Genomic DNA, 19006 nt, shown 5'->3' on the forward strand with positions numbered 1-19006 from the left:
GCTACAGAGCCAGCTCTTCCTTACCGCCAGCGTCGATGAACTGCCGGTCGATCTCCGGCAGCGGCTCGTCGACCAACACCGACTCGAAGGCTTTAAGACGTTTGTAGATCGACAGGAGCTCGACGATGGTCGTCCAGGAGCCGACCAGGTATTGGAAGGACTCCCGAACCTGCCCAAAAACGTTCAACACCTGATTCATAACGCCGAGCGTGAGTTTTCCCGCCACGATCGCAGGTATCAGCACGAGCGTGCCGAATATGTTGTCGGCCTGCAGGTAGAAAATGCGCGCGATATTGAAGTACATATAATGGAAGTAGAGGCGGAAATAGTTGCGCCTGACATTGTCGAAAAGCTGCGCGAGCGTTATCGGGTCGGCGCGGTCCTCATGATCCTCGCCATAGACGAGTTCCTTCCGGTATGCCGCTTCGACGCGCTGATTGCGAAATTCGAGGCCCGGAAGCTTGATACCCACCACGGCGAGGAAGACCGTTCCAAACAGCGACCAGGAGACGGCGGCCCAGACGAGCGCATGCGGTATTTCTCCGACGACCGGCAGCACGTTTACCTGCTCGGAAAACCTGAAGAGAACCGGGAGAAAGGCGATCAAGGTCATAACTGAGCTCACCAGGCCGACGCCCAGCCTTTCCATCGTGCTGGAAAATCGCATCGTGTCTTCCTGTACACGCTGCGATGCGCCTTCGACTTGGCGCAGCCTCGGCCAGTGCGAGACATAGTATTCGTTCATCGCGGTACGCCAGCGAAAGATGTAATGGCTGACGAAGAAGAGGTTCAGCACGCCTACGGTCACCGCCAGAAAGGCAATGCCTGAGACGCCGATCATTCCAATGTAGAGTTGTTCGGCAGTGACCGGTGCCGTTCGCGCGAGCGCCTGCTGGATCATATCATAGAACGGGCCGTACCAGGCATTGAAGGCGACACTGACCTGAACCGAAAAGTAGGTGTTGAAGATGATCAGCGCCGTGCCGAGAACGGACCAATACTGCCACCGATGCGGGCTGTAAACGAACCAGAACGCGGCAAATATCCCTACGACCACCGCATAATAGATGTAGAACCAAAGAAAGGGCGTCGACCAGAAGACGGACACCCCGATGATAGGCTCCTGGCCGGGCGGCAGCTGCGGCAAACCGAGATAGGCGCCGATATCCCGTCCGCCGCCATACCATACGAGAACGGCAAGAAGGCTCCAGACGGCGGAAGATATGAAAAACAGCTTCGGCTTGGGAAAGAAGGATTGGAACAAGGGACGGCACTCTCGTTTCGGGGAGGTCAAGGACTTGCCTCCTGATGCGCCGAAACTAGGGCAAATCACATTGCGCAACAATTACGGAATGCGAATGTTACTGTTATTTCATGTGGCTGCCGACGCTGCCTGCCCGGCTTAGTGAGGACCCGTCATCGTGCCAGGGCTTCACTTATCCGGCGCAATTCGGCGAGCACGACGATCCCGCAGATCATGAGAACGACGGCGGCGACCAGGGTCGGCAAAGCGTAGCTTCCGGTGCGCTCGGCGAGCCAGCCGGCGACCAGCGGCCCGACGATCTGGCCGACCCCGAAGGCAGCGGTCATGAAGGCGAGGGCCCGGCGCGGACTTTCGGGGGCGAGTTGTCGTCCGATCTGCAGTCCATAGGCCGTGACCATCATGAAGGTGGCGCCCAGCATCAGCCCGCCGACGAGCGGCGCAAAGGGGGAAGGCAACGAAACCGTGAGAATGAGGCCTGCCGCCTCTACCAGCAATCCGGCCGCATAGACCCCGGCCAATCCGAGACGCGGCACGGCGAAGCGCCAGAGATAAACCGACAGGGCGGCGCTCACTCCGGTGATCAGCCAGGAAAGAAACTCGATGCTGTGGCCGCCGCTCGCGTCGCGGGCCATGGCGACGAGGAACGTGGCAGTGATCACGTAGCCGAACCCGAAGAGGCCGTAGGTCAGCGTCATCGTCATGAGCGGCCGAGATCGGACGAGCCGCGCCTCCGGTGGACCGCCGATGGCGGCGTGACGGCTCGCCGGCAGCATCGCGGCCACCAGAACCGTTCCCGCCAGCGCGACCAGACCGCCCGCGAACCAGTCGGCCTGCGACTTCGAAAGGTCCGCGACGCCTGCGAGCGGCGCGATCCAGACCACGACGGAGGAAAGCGCGATGCCGAAACCGACGCCGCCGAAATGCACCGAAGGCACGTGCTCGGATCTGGCGGCGAGCCCCTGCCCCAGCACTATCCCCGAGATGAAGATCATCGCAAAGGCGCTCGCCAGACCCGCAAGAAAGCGGATGATGGAATAGGCGAGCACCGAGGATGTAAGTCCCATGGCGGCAAGCAGCACGGTCGTCGCGACGAGAGCCGCGAGACCGACCCCGCGCTCGCGGCCGTGCGCCCAGCCATAGCCGGCAAGCACCGCGCCTGCGAGATATCCGATGAAATTCGCCGAGGCGACCACGCCTGCATCAGCAGGAGAAAGGCCGGTGTCGATCATCATCGCCGGCAGGATGGGCGTATACGAGAACCGGCCGAAGCCCATGGCCACCGCCATGGCGACCGCACCGGCGATCGCGGTCGCTGCGAGACTTCCGCTCGAGCCGCTGCCGGCGGACTCGAAGCCGCTCGGCTCTGTCGAGTGCTTGGGCGCCGGTTCGTTACGGTCCTGCCGTCTCTGGAGAGTGCTCATGCCCCCTTATTGCATCGCAGCAAGAGAGCGGCAAATCATTATAATTGAACGGTCCATTGATGGAATCGAATGATCTGCGCTGAGAAAAGCGGGAGCGGGTGTGATACCCCCTCTGCCCTGCCCGGGCAGAGGGGGTGAGCCATCCTAAGTTGCCTAGCCCGGCAGCGTCACGACCAGCGGCCCGCTGCGGGTGACGACCACCGTGTGCTCATATTGTACAGTCGGTGCGCGAGGTTCGCTGTAGAGGGTCCAGTCGTCGTTGCCTCCTTCAGCCCATTGCGCGCCCATCGACAGGAAGGGTTCAACCGTGAAGACCATACCCTCGGTCATCCGCCGCCGCTCGGACGGGTCCGGCCAGGTTGCAATTTCGCTCGGTTCCTCGTGCAGCGACCGGCCGATGCCGTGGCTCGCCAGATTGGCGACGAGGGAGTAGCGGTTCTTGCGCGCGAACTCGCCGATCGAATTGCCGATCGCGGCAAGCGACTGGCCTGGCTTGACCTGTTTCAAACCCACCCACATCGCCCGCTTGCCGTCGCGGCAGAGCCGGTCGATCTCGGTCTTGACCGGCGGCACGGGAAAGGACGCCCCCGTATCGGCGAAGAGCCCGCCCTTTTCGGCGGAAACGTCGATATTGACGAGATCGCCCGGCTGGATCACCCGGAGGCCGGGTATGCCGTGGGCGATCTCCTCGTTGACGCTGATGCAGGTCGCGCCGGGGAAATCGTAGCAAAGCTCGGGTGCCGAACGGGCGCCTGCCTCCTCCAGCACCTTGCGGCCGATCGCGTCGAGCTCGGCCGTGGTAATGCCGGGTTCCAGCGCCTCGCCCATCGCCTGTAGCGCATTGGCGCAAATCCGGCCGATTTCCTTCAGCCTTTCGAGGTCTTCGTCGTTGTTGAGGGTCATGGATGTCTCGCTTTCGCGGCCACATTTAGCGCTACGCCGCCGCATATGCCAGTGCCGACGGAAGCGGCCGGCTTAGGAAGCGCGCTCCTCCGCCAGCATCTCGCGTACCAGAGGCGCGACCTTGGTGCCGTAAAGTTCGATGCCGTGCAGGATCCGGTCATGCGGCATCGGGCCGATCGCCATCTGCAGCAGGAAGCGATCGTTTTCGAAGAGCTTCCGATGCGCAACGATCTTCCTGGCAACGGTTTCCGGATCGCCGAGGAAGAGATTGCCCGTCGGGCCGATCGCCTGATCGAAATGGGCTCGGCTGGTCGGCCCCCAGCCGCGTTCGCGTCCGATGCGGTTCATCACCTCGGCCTGCGGCCCATAGAACTGATCTGCAGCTTCTTGCGTGTTATCGGCGATGAAGCCGTGGACGTTGATGCTCGTCTTCAGCTTCGACGGATCCTGCCCCGAACGGCGCGCAGCTTCGCGGTAGAGCTGGAAGAGCGGCGCAAACCGCGCCGGTTCGCCGCCGATGATCGCAAGCGCCATCGGCACGCCGAGCGCACCGGCACGCGCAACCGACTGCGGCGTGCCGCCGACCGCAATCCAGAGCGGCAGCGGGTCCTGCAGCGGGCGCGGATAAACGCCCCGATCGTTGATCGGAGATCTCAGCGCACCCGACCAGGTGACCCTTTCACGATCGCGCAGCGCCAAAAGGAGATCGAGCTTTTCGGCGAAAAGCTGGTCGTAATCGTCCAGCGACTGGCCGAAGAGCGGGAATGATTCGATGAAGGAGCCACGTCCGGCCATGATCTCGGCGCGTCCGTTCGATAGGAGGTCGAGGGTGGCGAATTGCTGGAAGACGCGGACGGGATCGTCGGAGCTCAACACCGTGACCGCGCTCGTCAGCCGGATGCGGCTGGTGCGTGCGGCAGCCGCCGCGAGGATCACCGCCGGTGCCGACGCCGCATAGTCGGGCCGGTGATGCTCGCCGAGGCCGAAAACGTCGAGGCCCACCTGGTCGGCAAGCTCGATCTCCTCCAGGAGATCGGCCAGACGCCGGCGCCCCTCGGCTCCCTTGTCGGCTGCATTCGGATCGACATCGGCGAATGTATAGAGTCCGAGTTCCATGACTGACTTCCTGCGAGGTCTGCGCGCGATGAGGAAAAGTGCGTGAGGCTCCCCGCCCGCATTCCGCGCCTCAACTTATTGGATCTAGCGTGAGGCTAGAGATAATCGGCGCAGGACCAGGTCGCAAATGCGCCTTTGGGAAACGCACTGTTTCCCGCTGATGTCCGCTGGGGTCAGGCGCTCTTCGGCTTCTTCTGCGAACGGGCGCCTGTGCGTACTGATATGTTCAGCGCCACCGCGGCACGAACGAGCGCGATGAACGCCTCTTCATCGATCTTCTCGCCCTGACGGAAATCGATCGCGCGCCGCGTATTGCCTTCCAGGCTGGAGTTGAAAAGGCCCGAAGGGTCTTCCAGCGAGGCACCTTTGGCAAAGGTTGTCTTCACAACCGCCTTGTAGACTTCGCCGGTGCAGATTATCCCGGCGTGTTCCCACACGGGGACCCCTCTCCACTTTACTTCCTCGATCACATCCGGGTCGGCCTGCTGGATGAGTTTCCGGATCCTGGCGAGCGTCTCACCGCGCCAATCGTCAAGAGCATCGATTTTCGCATCTATCAGTTTGGAGGGAGACGCTTCGTTCGAACCGCTCGTCCTGTTCTCCATGGCCGTCACTTTCCTGATGGTTGTGGGTTACATACGTTCGCCGGCCTGATAGTCGTTGTGGCTCACATACGTTCGCCGGGCAATCGGCTGGCTTGCCTTACCCAGGCGGAGAATTGAGCTTCGTCGAGTTGCCCCTCGTAAACATCGAGGTAGCGTACTTCCGGATATTTGGACTTGCCGGGCGGCACAGGATCGAGCGCAGTGCCGCGGAAGAACGTCACCTTGATGTATTTGGTGAAGCAGTGGAAGCTGAGAAACCAGACATTATCCTCGACACCGTAGAAAGGCGAGTTCCACTTGACCGCCTTGTGCACGCCGGGAACGGCCTCAACAATCAGAGCATCGAGGCGCCGCCCGACATCGCTCTTCCAGCCCGGCATCGCCGCGATGTAGGCCTGCACGGGAGCATCGCCATAGCCCTTCGCGATCTGGGGGTTGCCGCCCGAAAGCAGGGTCGGCCGTCCCGAGGCCGGCTCGGCGGCGGCCTTCTTCGCAACATTCCTGCTCTTCCCGGGCGTCTTGCCGACCATCGTCTTCACCTCATTGCGCCGCGGGCCGGCCGCTGCGCCTCCTCGCGGCATAGGGTAGCACGAACATATAGAGGCCGGTGAACAGCAGCAGGAAGAGCGGCAGCAGCGGGGAATAGACCACCCATGCAGGAGGTTCTCCCAATCCCATGGCCGCGAAGTTGGCGATGACGGTTACCGTGAAGACGATAGACAACCACCGGTGGATCTGACGTATCCAGGCGTTCCAATCCATTGAATGATCTCCCATTGACATGAAGCGAGCGAGCCCCGATCGGCCCGACGGTCGGGTTTCAGTTCATACCCGCGAGAACGCGCTCCAGATTTTCGAAGAACTGCTGCCACCCGGCCCTGGCGCCGCCATAGGCCTGTCGCTGATCCGGCCGGAATCCAACCTGCTCCATGCGCAGCTGGGTTCCCGTGCTTGTCGGGACGAGGGTGAAGGTCACCACGCTCTTCAAGTCGTAGGCCGGATCCTCATGAGCGAAATTCCAGGCGTAGCTCAGCCTTTTGTTCGGCTCCACGACGAGGACCTCGCAGTCCAGCACGCCACCCCACTCGCCGCGCAGGTTGAAACGGTGCCCGACGACAGGACTGAAGTCGTTCTTCATCAGCCACTCCTCCATCAGGTGTGGTTGGGTGAGCGCGCGCCAGATCTTCTCCGGCGGATGAGCGATCTCCCGCTCGACGACGACGGAACGTGTTTCGCTCGACGTTTCGTTCATTGGTCCATCCTTTTCAGTAGGTCTTCGAGATCGTCGAAGCGGCTCTGCCAGAAACCGGCCATCTCACGCGTCCAATCGACCAGCGGAGCGAGCGCACCGAGTTGCGCGCTATAAAAGGTGTGGCGGCCTTCGTGGCGGTCGCGCACCAATCCAGCCTGCTTCAGGACGCCGAGGTGTTTGGAGACGACCGGCTGCGAGACACCGGCGCGAGCCGTCAGAGCCCCGACCGTCCTCTCCCCTTCCCGGCACAGCCGCTCGAAGAGAGCCCGCCGCGTGGGATCGGCAAGCGTTTTGAAGAGCATGTCGTGCGCGTCGGACATCTGGGATATATACCCGGTTGGCTATGGGTTAATCTATAGCCAATGAGCTATGGATGAGTCAAGGCGTTCGTTCGAGACTTTACCCAGCTTACCGCGGAGCACTGGAAGCAATACCCTGATAGCGATGCGTTGAATGTTATCGATATCCTACCCCCCTGCCCTGCCGGGCAGAGGGGGTGCCGCCTTCGCATCGTAGACAGACAGCGGCCTATTCAAGCCGCAATCAACGTCCGCTTGACCGCGCTGCGCCAGCCCTTGAGCTTCACCTTGCGCGTGGCCTCGTCCATATCCGGTTCGAAACGGCGGTCGCGGGCCCAGGACTTGGCGAACGCTTCCTGGTTCGGCCAGACGCCGGCGCGGCTGCCCGCAAGCCAGGCGACGCCAAGCGCCGTGGTTTCGAGAATGACCGGGCGGTCGACCGGAGCGTCGAGCAGATCCGAAAGGCGCTGCATCGTCCAGTCGGAGGCGACCATGCCGCCATCGACGCGCAGGACCGTATCATTGCCGTTGCGGCGCCAATCCTTGTGCATGGCCTCCAGCAGGTCGCGGGTCTGGTAGCAGACCGCCTCGAGTGCCGCCCGCGCGAACTCTGCCGGGCCGGTATTGCGCGTCATGCCGAAGATCGCGCCCCGCGCATCCGGATCCCAATGGGGCGCTCCGAGGCCGGTGAAGGCCGGCACGAGATAGACCTCCTGCGAGGGATCGGCGCTTTCGGCAAGCGAGCCCGTATCGGGGGCCGCCTTGATCACCTTGAGCCCGTCGCGCAGCCACTGGACCGCAGCACCGGCCACGAAGATCGAGCCTTCGAGCGCGTAGGTCGTTTCGCCGTCGAGGCGGTAGGCAATGGTGGTCAGGAGACGGTTCTTCGAGCGGACCATGTCCTTGCCGGTGTTGAGCAAGGCGAAGCAGCCCGTACCATAAGTCGATTTCAGCATGCCCGGCTTGAAACAGGCCTGACCGATCGTTGCCGCCTGCTGGTCGCCGGCAACGCCGAGGATCGGGATCGCGGCGCCGAAGAGGGAGGGCTCCGTGACGCCGAAGTCGGCCGCGCAGTCCTTCACTTCGGGCAGCATCTCCTTCGGCACGCGCAGAATGTCGGTGAGCTCCTCGTCCCAGGCATTCTCGGCGATATTGTATAAGAGGGTACGCGAGGCATTCGTCGCGTCGGTGCAGAAGCACTTGCCGCCCGTCAGCCGCCAGATCAGGAAGGTGTCGATGGTGCCGAAGCAGAGTTCGCCCCTGGCGGCGCGCGCCTGCGCGCCCTTGACATTGGAAAGCAGCCAGTTGAGCTTCGTTCCCGAAAAATAGGGATCGAGCAGCAGGCCGGTCTTCTTGACGAAGGTCTTTTCCAGTCCCTTCTTCTTGAGCTTGTCGCAGAAGGCGGCAGTACGGCGATCCTGCCACACGATGGCATTGTGTATCGGCTTGCCGGTCTCGCGATCCCAGACGACCACAGTCTCCCGCTGATTGGTGATGCCGATCGCGGCAATATCGTTCGCGGTGATGCCGGCCTTCTGGATCGCTTCCTTGACCGTGCTGACGACCGTCTGCCAGATCTCCTCCGGGTCGTGCTCCACCCAGCCCGATTTCGGAAAGTGCTGCTTGAACTCTTTCTGCCCGACGCCTGCGATTTTCTGGTTGCCGTCGAAAACGATCGCGCGCGTCGACGTCGTGCCCTGATCGATCGCGAGAATAAATCCGCCCATATGCCCCTCCTCGGCACGCGATTGAAAAGGCCGACCGGAATGCGAGCGGAAGCCCGCATACGCTTTCCTTATACCGCCCCCTCGCCCTTCCTCGAGGGCGACATTCGAAAGACTTCAATACGATAGAAAAACGAATGTCAAACGAAAACAAAACGCAACTTTTGCCAAGTGCTCCCGGGGACAGGGACTCTGCTTTGCGGGGCGGAAAAACACAATTGTCACTGCCGCGCATTTGCGCGTAGGCTGATGCTGTTGCGTCGCAATAACCTGTGCGGCATCAGGACGGAGAGAGCGGGAATGACCAGAACTGCGGTGATAACGGGTTCCACGAGCGGCATCGGATTGGCGATCGCCCGGACCCTGGCAAAGACCGGCGCCAATATCGTCCTGAACGGCTTCGGTGCGCCGGACGAGATCCGGACCGTCACGGACGAAGTCGCAAGCCTGAGTTCCGGTACGGTGCTTCATCACCCGGCCGACATGACCAAGCCCTCCGAAATTGCCGACATGATGGCGACTGTTGCCGATCGCTTCGGCGGCGCCGATATCCTCGTCAACAATGCCGGCGTGCAGTTCGTCGAAAAGATCGAGGATTTTCCAGTCGAGCAATGGGACCGGATCATCGCCGTCAACCTCTCCTCCTCTTTTCACACTATTCGCGCCGCCATTCCGCCGATGAAGACAAAAGGCTGGGGCCGGATCATCAATATCGCGTCCGCACACGGGCTCGTGGCCTCCCCCTTCAAGTCCGCCTATGTCGCCGCCAAGCATGGTATCATGGGGTTGACGAAGACCGTGGCGCTGGAGGTGGCGGAGAACGGCATCAGTGTGAACTCGATCTGCCCCGGCTACGTTCTGACGCCGCTCGTCGAAAAGCAGATACCGGATCAGGCGAGAACGCGCGGCATCACCGAGGAGCAGGTGATCAACGAGGTGATGCTCAAGGGACAGCCGACGAAAAAGTTCATCACCGTCGAACAGGTTGCCTCCCTGGCGCTTTATCTTGTAAGCGACGATGCCGCCCAGATCACCGGCACGCATGTCTCGATGGATGGCGGCTGGACGGCGCAATAATCGACGGCTGAGGGACAAGGAAGTGGCATGGCACAGGCATCCGACAGCATCCGCTTCATCCTGAACGACACCGAGATCGCCCTTTCCGACGTGGCGCCGACAGCGACGCTGCTCGATTTTCTGAGGCTGGAGCGGCGCCTCACCGGCACCAAGGAAGGCTGCGCGGAGGGCGATTGCGGCGCCTGTACGGTGCTCATCGGCCGGCTTTCCAGGGATGGCAGCGGAGCCGAAAACCTCGTCTATGAAAGCGTCAACGCCTGCATCCGCTTCACAGGATCGCTGAATGCCACGCATGTGGTGACGGTCGAGCACCTGGCCGCCGCAGACGGCACGCTTCATCCGGTGCAGCAGGCACTGGTGGATTTTCACGGTTCCCAATGCGGCTTCTGCACTCCGGGGATCGTGATGTCGCTTTACGGGCTCTGGCTTACCACTGAAAAACCAAGCCGCGGGGCGATAGAAAAGGCGCTGCAGGGCAATCTCTGTCGCTGTACCGGCTACGAACCGATCGTGCGCGCGGCGGAAGCCGCGGCGGCGGAGCGCCCGGCCGTTCTCTTCGACCCGATCACCCGCACGCGGGAAGCGGTTACGGCGCGCCTCCAGGCGCTGGGGCAAACGGAGAGGATCGTCGTCCGCAGCGGCGCGGACTGTCTGATCGTACCCGTGGATGCCGCGGATCTTGCAGGCGTTCTCTCGGATCATCCGAGCGCGACGATCGTCGCCGGCTGCACCGATGTCGGGCTCTGGGTGACGAAGCAGATGCGCACCCTCAATCCGGTGGTCTTCATCAACGGCATCGCCGAACTGCAGCGGGTCGAAAGCTCGAAAGCAGGCCTGACGATCGGTGCAGGCGTAAGCTATACGGCGGCGCACGAGGCCCTTTCCTCAGCCTATCCGTCCTTCGGCCGGCTGCTCGACCGCATCGGCGGCGACCAGGTGCGCAACATGGGCACGATCGGCGGCAATATCGCCAACGGCTCGCCGATCGGCGACAGCCCGCCGCCCCTGATCGTTCTCGGCGCGACGGTTACCCTGCGCTCGAAGGACGGTCGGCGCACGCTTCCGCTCGAGGATTTCTTCATCGCCTATGGCAAGCAGGATCGCAGGCCCGGAGAATTCGTCGAGAGCCTCTTCGTCCCGGCTCTGCCCGCGGACGAGCGTTTTGCCGCCTACAAGATCTCGAAGCGCCGCGACGAAGATATTTCCGCCCTACTCGGCGCCTTCCGTATCTCGTTCGACGGCGAGCGGGTGAAAGCCGCACGAATAGCCTTCGGTGGCATGGCGGCAACGCCGAAGCGGGCGAAAACCGTCGAAGCCGCCCTTGTCAGTCAGCCATGGAACGAGGAGACGATCCGCAAGGCGCAAGCCGCCTTCGAGACCGATTACCAGCCGATCACCGATTGGCGCGCCACCGGCGCCTATCGCATGTTGGCGGCGAAAAACCTGCTGATGCGCTTTTTCCTCGAGAGCATGGGGGAAACGGTGCAGCTTCAGCGGTTCGAGGAGGTGGCATGAGTACCCGTCGCAATATCGGCGAGTCGAAATTGCCCCTCACCGGTTGTTGGGAATGGCTGCCCACCCTAATTCTCTCCCCACTGGCGGGGAGAGCGGACGAGGGCGGCGCGGCAACGTCCCTTCTCCCCGTCAAAACGGTGAGAAGGTGGCCGGCAGGCCGGATGAGGGGCCTCTCCATGCATGGGAGCTCGCGGCATGGATAAGTCCACCCTCGAAGTCCGCACCATCACCGGCCCGATGCACTCACCGCTCCGTCACGATAGCGCCCACAAGCATGTGGCGGGCACCGCCGATTATATCGACGACATGCCGGAACCCGCCGGCACGCTGCATGGCGCGCTCGGCCTCACGGACCGGGCGCATGCGGAAATCCTGGAGATGGACCTCTCCGACGTCGCGGCGGTGCCCGGCGTCGTTTGCGTGATCACCGCCAGGGACATGCCGCATTCCAACGACATCAGCCCCACCCATCTGCACGACGAGCCGGTGCTAGCCGACGGGCGGGTGGAGTTCCATGGCCAGCCGGCCTTCGCGGTCATCGCCGAAACGCGCGACATCGCCCGTCGCGCCGCGCGGCTCGCCAGGATCACCTATCGTGACTTCCTGCCGGCGATCGATGTCATCGATGCCGTGGCAACCGGCGGCGAACTGGTGACCCCCCCGCTGACACTCGAGCGCGGCGACGCCGAAGGCGAGCTGGAGCGCGCGCCCCGCCGCATCCAGGGGCACATGCGAATCGGTGGCCAGGAGCACTTCTATCTGGAAGGCCATATCGCCCTCGCTATTCCCGGCGAGGATGACGAAATGACAGTCTGGGTGTCGACGCAGCATCCGAGCGAAGTCCAGCGTATGGTCGCGCAAGTGCTTGGCGTTCCATCCAACGCCGTCACGGTGAATGTCCGCCGCATGGGCGGCGGCTTCGGCGGCAAGGAGACGCAGGGCAACCAGTTTGCGGCACTCGCTGCCGTCGCCGCGCGTAAGCTTCGCCGCGCCGTCAAGTTCCGCCCGGACCGGGACGACGACATGACCGCCACCGGCAAGCGGCACGATTTTCTGGTCGATTACGATGTCGGCTTCGACGAGGAGGGACGCATCCAGGCGGTCCAGGCGAATTATGCCGCGCGATGCGGCTTCTCCGCCGATCTCTCCGGCCCGGTCACCGACCGCGCCCTTTTCCATGCGGACAACGCCTACTTCTATCCGCATGTGAAGCTCACCTCGCAACCGCTTAAGACCAACACGGTCTCCAACACTGCCTTTCGCGGCTTCGGCGGGCCGCAGGGCATGCTCGGCGGCGAGCGGATTGTCGAGGAGATCGCTTACGCCCTCGGGAAGGACCCGCTCGAAATCCGCAAACTGAACTTCTATGGCGACGCGCATTCCGGCCGCAACGTCACGCCCTATCACCAGAAGATCGAAGACAACATCATCGGCCGGATCGTCGATGAGCTGGAAGCGAGCGCCGACTATCAGGCGCGCCGGGCGGCAATCATCGAGTTCAACAGAACGAGCCGCGTGATCCGCAAGGGGATTGCATTGACGCCGGTGAAATTCGGCATCTCCTTCACCCTCACCCATCTGAACCAGGCCGGCGCCCTCGTCCACATCTACACGGACGGCTCGGTCCACCTGAACCACGGCGGCACCGAAATGGGCCAGGGCGTCTATACGAAAGTGGCGCAGGTGCTTGCAGACAGTTTCCAGATAGACATCGACCGGGTGAAAATAACCGCGACGACGACCGGCAAGGTGCCGAATACGTCTGCGACCGCCGCCTCCTCCGGCTCCGACCTCAACGGCATGGCTGCCTTCGATGCGGCGCGTCAGATCAAGGAGCGGCTCGTCGCCTTTGCGGCCGAGCGCTGGCAGACGACGGCCGAAAACGTCAGCTTCATCGCCAATCATGTCAGGATCGGTGACGAGCTCGTGCCGTTTGCACAGTTCGTGCAGGAGGCCTACGGTGCACGTGTCCAGCTCTCCGCCGCCGGCTTCTATGCGACGCCTGGCATCCACTGGGACAGGGCCGCCGGCCGCGGCACACCCTTCTACTACTTTGCCTATGGCGCGGCCGTTTCCGAGGTCTCAATCGATACGCTGACAGGCGAATACATGGTCGATCGCGTCGACGTGCTGCATGACGTGGGCCGTTCACTCAATCCGGCGATCGATCTCGGCCAGATCGAGGGCGGCTTCGTCCAGGGGATGGGCTGGCTCACGACGGAAGAGCTCTGGTGGGACGAGAAGGGACGGCTGAGGACGCATGCGCCCTCGACCTACAAGATACCCCTTGCCTCGGATCGGCCGAAGATCTTCAACGTGCGCCTCGCCGAATGGTCGGAAAACGCGGAAAAGACGATCGGCAGGTCGAAGGCCGTGGGAGAGCCGCCCCTCATGCTGCCGATCTCGGTGGTCGAGGCCCTGTCGATGGCCGTCGCCAGCGTCGCCGACTATCGCGAGTGCCCCCGGCTCGATACGCCGGCAACGCCCGAGCGTGTCCTGATGGCGGTGGAGCGGCTTAGAGGGACCTGAACCGCCTCGAGGATATTCCCCCTATCGCAGGATTTCATCGTCCGGCCGCGGTTCGCGACCATCCATGAAGCCCAAATCTCTCTTCATGTAATCGGATGTCGATTCCAGATCGAGCCGCGCGCTGCGCCCTCGCACCCGCCGCAGGGCTGATGCGGCAAGCCGCATCGCCCCGTTCAACGAGAGGAGCGGTTTTCTTTCAGTATATTCCAATGTATCGCAAGACATCTGAGCACCCTTTGCAAGCGGTGAAGTTGACTTGCAGGATGCCGGGAAAGATGCTCGAATTCCAATCGAACATCCGTCTGTATGCATCAAGAGACCTTATCCATGAAGATGTCGAAGCAGTTCCCGCTGAATGCGCTGAGGGTCTTCGAAGCCGCCGCCCGGCTCGGCAGCTTCACCAAAGCCGGCAACGAACTCGGCATGACCCAGACGGCCGTCAGCTACCAGATCAAACTCATCGAAGAGAGCGTCGGCGAGCCGCTGTTCCTGAGGCGGCCCCGCCAGATCGCACTGACCGAAGTCGGCCAACGCCTGGCGCCGAAGGTGACGGAAGCCTTCGAACTGATGCAGGAGGCGGTCGCCTCCGCGCGCGGCGATGCAGCGTCCGCCCTGCTCATCAGTTCGACTGCGACCTTCGCCTCGCAATGGCTCGCCCGCCATATCGGCACCTTCCAACTCGCCCAGCCGAACATGGCCGTTCGGCTGTCGGCGAATGATGCGATGATCGACTTCAGCAAAGAGGCAGTGGACGTGGCAATCCGGTCCGGGTTGGGCGTTTGGCCGGGTCTCGTCAGCCATCGACTGATGAAAGTAGAATTTACGCCGATGCTCAGTCCCGCGCTCGCCGCGACGATCGGCGGCGTGAATGAACCGCGCGACCTCCTGAAGCTGCGCATCATCGACCCTCAGGACCGCTGGTGGCCGCAGTGGTTTCGCGCTGCCGGCGTCCACGACGCGGACCTCGACGGTCGGGTTCCGACACGGCTCGGCGCCCAGTCCTTCGAAGCAGGCGCCGCGATCGCCGGGCAAGGCGTTGCGATCCTCACTCCTCAATTCTATACCGATGACGTCGCGCTCGGTCGGCTTTATCAACCCTTCGATTTGCGCGGCAGCGATGGCCACGACTATTGGCTGGTCTATCCGCATGCTCGACGCAATGTCCCGAAGATCCGCAATTTTCGCGACTGGATTCTTTCAGAATTCAATCAGGATTGCGGCGCCTGAACCTGCAGAGTGGATTGCCGAGAACGCCCCTTTCCCGTTTCGGCTTTTTCTCGCAAGCTGCGTCAACGGAGAGAAAAGGGACCCCGAATGTATGAATTCGCCATTGCCTGGGAATGGCTGGCCTTCGCCGTCCGCTGGCTGCATGTCGTCACCGCCATCGCCTGGATCGGCTCGTCCTTCTATTTCATCGCGCTCGATCTCGGTCTCGTAAAACGCGACCATCTGCCTCCGGGCGCCTATGGCGAGGAGTGGCAGGTCCATGGCGGGGGGTTCTATCACATCCAGAAATATCTGGTGGCGCCGGCCGCCATGCCGGAGCACCTCACCTGGTTCAAGTGGGAGTCCTACGCGACCTGGCTCTCGGGCTTCGCCATGCTCTGCATCGTCTATTACGGCGGCGCCGACCTCTTCCTCATAGACCGGCATGTCCTGGACATTTCGGCCACCACCGCGATCCTGATCTCGCTGGCCTCGCTCGGTCTCGGCTGGGTCCTCTATGACCTTCTCTGCAAATCGCCGATCGGGAAGAGCACCTGGGGACTGATGGCGCTGCTCTATCTGGTCCTGGTCGCCATGGCCTGGGGCTATACCCAGGTCTTCACCGGCCGCGCCGCTTTCCTGCATCTCGGCGCCTTCACCGCCACCATCATGTCGGCCAACGTCTTCCTGATCATCATCCCCAACCAGAAGATCGTGGTCGCCGACCTGATCGCCGGCCGCATGCCGGATCCGCGGCTCGGCGCGCAGGCGAAGCAGCGTTCGCTGCACAACAACTACCTGACGCTGCCCGTCATCTTCTTCATGCTCTCGAACCACTATCCGCTCGCCTTCGCGACGGCCTTCAACTGGATCATCGCGGCGCTCGTCTTCCTGATGGGCGTGACGATCCGTCATTGGTTCAACACCACGCATGCGCGCAAGGGTAAGCCGACCTGGACCTGGCTCGTCACCACACTCCTGTTCATCCTGATCATGTGGCTCTCGACGGCGCCGAAAATACTGACGGGAGAAGAGCGAGCCGAGACGGCACCGGCCTTCAGGCGCTTTGCGGAAAACGCGCATTTCCCCGCAGTCCGGGAAACGATCTCGACCCGCTGCAGCATGTGCCACGCGGCCGATCCGGTCTATGAAGGAATCGTTCGGGCTCCCAACGGCGTCATGCTCGAAAGCGACGCCGAAATTGCTGCCCGTGCGCGGGAAATCTATATCCAGGCGGGACGCAGCCATGCCATGCCGCCCGGCAACATAAGCGACATGACGGTGGAAGAGCGCAGGTTGGTGACGGCCTGGTTCGAAAGCGCCGTCGGGGAGACACGATGACATCCACCCTCATTCGCGGCCGCCTGCTGAGCTTCCATCGCGAACCTCAAGGCATCGAAGACAGTGCTGCCTATGCTTACGAAAGCGACGGCGCCCTTCTCGTCGAGAACGGCGTGATCATGGCATCCGGCGCCTATGCAGCGGTCAAGGCGGCAGCACCCGAGGATGTCCCCGAGCTCGATCACCGCCCGCATCTGATCGTGCCGGGGCTCATCGACACGCATCTGCATTTTCCGCAGATGCAGGTAATGGCTTCTTACGCGGCCGATCTGCTCGAATGGCTGAACACCTACACCTTTCCCGAGGAATGCCGCTTCGTCGAAACGGCGCATGCGGAGCGGATCGCCCGCCATTTCTTCGATGAGATGATCCGCCACGGCACGACGACGGCGACGGCGTACTGTTCGGTGCACAAGACCTCCGCCGACGCCTTCTTCGCCGAGAGCCTGAAGCGCGGCATGTGCATGGTTGCCGGCAAGGTGATGATGGACCGCAATGCGCCTCAGGGCCTGCTCGACACGCCGGAAATGAGTTATGACGAGACCCGCGCCGTCATTGCCGACTGGCATGGCAAGGGCCGCAACCATGTGGCGATCACCCCCCGTTTCGCCATCACCTCGACGCCGGAGCAGATGGAGGTCGCAAAATCGCTCGTCGGCGAGTTTCCCGACCTGCATGTGCAGACGCATCTCTCGGAGAACCGCGACGAAATCGCCTTTACCTCGCAACTCTATCCGGAGGCGACCGACTATACCGACGTCTACGCCCGCTATGGTCTGCTGGGACCGAAAAGCCTGTTCGGTCATTGCATCCACCTCTCCGAGCGCGAGGCGGATGCGATGAGCGAGACCGGCTCGGTGGCCGTCTTCTGCCCGACCTCCAATCTCTTCCTCGGTTCCGGCCTGTTTCCGCTGCGGGCGCTGAAGCGCCGCCAAAAACCGGTGCGCGTTTCCGTCGCCTCGGACATCGGCGGCGGCACCAGCTACTCGATGCTGAAGACGCTCGACGAGGCCTACAAGATCCTGCAGTTGCAGGGCGAAAGGCTGAACCCCTTAGACAGCTTCTACATGATGACCCGCGGCAATGCCGAGGCACTGTCTCTTGCCGACCGCATCGGCACGCTCGAGCCCGGATCCGATGCGGACCTTACGGTGCTCGACATGGCGGCGACGCCCGCAATGGCGCTCAGGGCCGAAGTGGTCAATTCGCTGGCCGACGAACTCTTTCTGCTGCAGACGATGGGCGACGACCGCGCCGTGGTCGAGACCTACGTCGCCGGAAAGCCTTGCAAATCGGCCCTTGGCGCCGATTGAGCAGCCCTGGAAACAAGAGGTAAGATTTTTTGACCTCTTGTTTTCTGCGTCTATTACAAGTCCTCCGAAATCATGATAAGGGCTCGCCTGTCATTCACTCGATGAGGCCGATCCATGACGCAGATTCTCGAAATACGGGACCTCAAGGCCCTGGCCAGACGGCGCGTGCCGAAGCTTTTCTTCGATTATGCGGACAGCGGCGCATGGACGGAGGGAACCTACCGCGCCAACGAGGAGGATTTCGCCGGGATCAAGCTGCGTCAGCGGGTGCTGGTCGACATGTCCGACCGGTCGCTCGAAACGACGATGATCGGGCAGAAGGTCTCGATGCCGGTCGCGCTCGCCCCCACCGGCCTGACGGGCATGCAGCATGCCGACGGCGAGATGCTGGCGGCCCAGGCGGCCGAGGCTTTCGGCGTCCCGTTCACGCTGTCGACCATGAGCATCTGCTCGATCGAGGACGTTGCCTCAGTAACGACGAAGCCGTTCTGGTTCCAGCTCTATGTCATGCGCGAGCGCGAATTTGTCCTCAATCTGATCGACCGGGCCAAGGCCGCGAAGTGTTCCGCGCTGGTCCTGACGCTCGACCTGCAGATCCTCGGCCAGCGCCACAAGGACCTTCGCAACGGCCTGTCCGCGCCGCCGCGACTGACGCCGAAACACCTCTGGATGATGGCGACGCGGCCCGGCTGGTGCATGAAGATGCTCGGCACCAACCGCCGTACCTTCCGCAACATTCTCGGCCACGCCAAGAGCGTAACCGACCTCTCCTCGCTTCAGGCCTGGACGAACGAGCAGTTCGACCCGCAGCTTTCCTGGAAGGACGTCGAGTGGATCAAGGAGCGCTGGGGCGGTCCGCTGATCCTCAAGGGCATTCTCGATCCGGAAGACGCGAAAATGGCGGCTAAGACCGGCGCCGACGCGATCATTGTCTCGAACCATGGCGGCCGTCAGCTCGACGGCGCGCATTCCTCGATCAGCATGTTGCCGCGCATCGTCGACGCCGTCGGCGACCAGATCGAGGTACACCTCGACGGCGGCATTCGTTCCGGCCAGGACGTCCTGAAGGCGATCGCGCTCGGTGCGAAAGGCACCTATATCGGCCGCCCGTTCCTCTACGGCCTCGGCGCGCTCGGCAAGGAAGGCGTCACGCTCGCGCTCGACATCATCCGCAAGGAGATGGATACGACCATGGCGCTCTGCGGCAAACGCCGCATCACGGAGGTCGGCCGCGACATCATCGCCGAGTAGCAAGTGCGCTGCTTGCGACGACTGCGGCAACTACGCACTTATGTCGCGCCAGCACGCCACACGCATGGGCGCCTTCGCGGGCAACAATGCCGCTGCCGAACTGTCAGGCGTACCAACACGCCAATATCATCGACCTCGGCGAAGCCGGAGCCCTCTTCATCCGGCGCCGGTCGATGGCGTAACCCTCGAA

The 19006-nt window shown here is 62.6% G+C and carries 17 protein-coding genes and 1 pseudogene; 8 read left to right on the forward strand and 10 right to left on the reverse strand.

Going from position 1 to position 19006, the window contains the following annotated elements; translation table 11 throughout:
• Position 1: 1 nt before the first annotated feature.
• From bacA to glpK, 10 genes are all read right to left on the reverse strand, one after another.
• Positions 2-1264 carry a bacteroid development protein BacA gene (bacA, locus tag AC5J09_RS08395; RefSeq protein WP_324764620.1) on the reverse strand — a complete coding sequence of 421 codons (1263 nt, stop codon included), beginning with the start codon at positions 1262-1264 and terminating at the stop codon, positions 2-4.
• A gap of 152 nt (positions 1265-1416) precedes the next feature.
• On the reverse strand, positions 1417-2685 hold the full coding sequence (locus AC5J09_RS08400) for an MFS transporter (protein ID WP_494297394.1): 1269 nt from the start codon (positions 2683-2685) through the stop codon (positions 1417-1419).
• A gap of 153 nt (positions 2686-2838) precedes the next feature.
• Positions 2839-3588 carry a type I methionyl aminopeptidase gene (gene map, locus AC5J09_RS08405; protein ID WP_102762492.1) on the reverse strand — a complete coding sequence of 250 codons (750 nt, stop codon included), beginning with the start codon at positions 3586-3588 and terminating at the stop codon, positions 2839-2841.
• A 72-nt stretch (positions 3589-3660) separates the two neighbouring features.
• Positions 3661-4704, reverse strand: a complete 1044-nt coding sequence (locus AC5J09_RS08410; protein WP_494297395.1) for an LLM class flavin-dependent oxidoreductase — start codon at positions 4702-4704, stop codon at positions 3661-3663.
• A gap of 173 nt (positions 4705-4877) precedes the next feature.
• Complete coding sequence (locus AC5J09_RS08415) at positions 4878-5309, reverse strand: DUF1801 domain-containing protein (RefSeq protein WP_494297396.1); 432 nt, start codon at positions 5307-5309, stop codon at positions 4878-4880.
• A gap of 62 nt (positions 5310-5371) precedes the next feature.
• Complete coding sequence (locus AC5J09_RS08420) at positions 5372-5839, reverse strand: DUF1801 domain-containing protein (RefSeq protein WP_494297397.1); 468 nt, start codon at positions 5837-5839, stop codon at positions 5372-5374.
• Positions 5840-5849: 10 nt separating this feature from the next.
• Complete coding sequence (locus AC5J09_RS08425; RefSeq protein WP_275599254.1) at positions 5850-6071, reverse strand: hypothetical protein; 222 nt, start codon at positions 6069-6071, stop codon at positions 5850-5852.
• Between the two features lie 58 nt (positions 6072-6129).
• Entirely contained in the window at positions 6130-6561 is a 432-nt protein-coding gene (locus tag AC5J09_RS08430) for an SRPBCC family protein (RefSeq protein ID WP_018098334.1), read from the reverse strand.
• On the reverse strand, positions 6558-6881 hold the full coding sequence (locus AC5J09_RS08435; RefSeq protein WP_275599255.1) for an ArsR/SmtB family transcription factor: 324 nt from the start codon (positions 6879-6881) through the stop codon (positions 6558-6560). The genes AC5J09_RS08430 and AC5J09_RS08435 overlap by 4 nt, the downstream gene beginning before the upstream one ends.
• A gap of 212 nt (positions 6882-7093) precedes the next feature.
• Positions 7094-8587 (reverse strand): glycerol kinase GlpK, encoded by a 1494-nt coding sequence (gene glpK, locus AC5J09_RS08440; protein ID WP_275599256.1) that lies wholly within the window; start codon positions 8585-8587, stop codon positions 7094-7096.
• 297 nt (positions 8588-8884) lie between these two features.
• Here glpK and AC5J09_RS08445 point away from each other — a divergent pair, with 297 nt between their 5' ends.
• From AC5J09_RS08445 to AC5J09_RS08480, 8 genes and pseudogenes are all read left to right on the forward strand, one after another.
• On the forward strand, positions 8885-9661 hold the full coding sequence (locus AC5J09_RS08445) for a 3-hydroxybutyrate dehydrogenase (protein ID WP_494297398.1): 777 nt from the start codon (positions 8885-8887) through the stop codon (positions 9659-9661).
• A gap of 27 nt (positions 9662-9688) precedes the next feature.
• Positions 9689-11176 carry a xanthine dehydrogenase small subunit gene (xdhA, locus tag AC5J09_RS08450; protein WP_275599258.1) on the forward strand — a complete coding sequence of 496 codons (1488 nt, stop codon included), beginning with the start codon at positions 9689-9691 and terminating at the stop codon, positions 11174-11176.
• Positions 11177-11371: 195 nt separating this feature from the next.
• On the forward strand, positions 11372-13705 hold the full coding sequence (gene xdhB / locus AC5J09_RS08455; RefSeq protein ID WP_494297399.1) for a xanthine dehydrogenase molybdopterin binding subunit: 2334 nt from the start codon (positions 11372-11374) through the stop codon (positions 13703-13705).
• Between the two features lie 327 nt (positions 13706-14032).
• Positions 14033-14932: a LysR substrate-binding domain-containing protein gene (locus AC5J09_RS08460; RefSeq protein WP_198516614.1), complete on the forward strand. Its 900-nt coding sequence runs from the start codon at positions 14033-14035 to the stop codon at positions 14930-14932.
• Between the two features lie 87 nt (positions 14933-15019).
• Positions 15020-16252 (forward strand): urate hydroxylase PuuD, encoded by a 1233-nt coding sequence (locus AC5J09_RS08465; protein WP_379939238.1) that lies wholly within the window; start codon positions 15020-15022, stop codon positions 16250-16252.
• A complete protein-coding gene (gene guaD, locus AC5J09_RS08470) occupies positions 16249-17565 on the forward strand; it encodes a guanine deaminase (protein ID WP_324763574.1) in 1317 nt (438 codons plus the stop codon). The genes AC5J09_RS08465 and guaD overlap by 4 nt, the downstream gene beginning before the upstream one ends.
• Positions 17566-17679: 114 nt before the next feature.
• A complete protein-coding gene (locus AC5J09_RS08475) occupies positions 17680-18816 on the forward strand; it encodes an alpha-hydroxy acid oxidase (protein ID WP_100670100.1) in 1137 nt (378 codons plus the stop codon).
• Between the two features lie 7 nt (positions 18817-18823).
• Positions 18824-18980, forward strand: a pseudogene (locus tag AC5J09_RS08480) (NAD(P)/FAD-dependent oxidoreductase); the annotation flags it as partial.
• Between the last annotated feature and the right edge of the window lie 26 nt (positions 18981-19006).

This window comes from Sinorhizobium sp. (assembly GCF_059070375.1).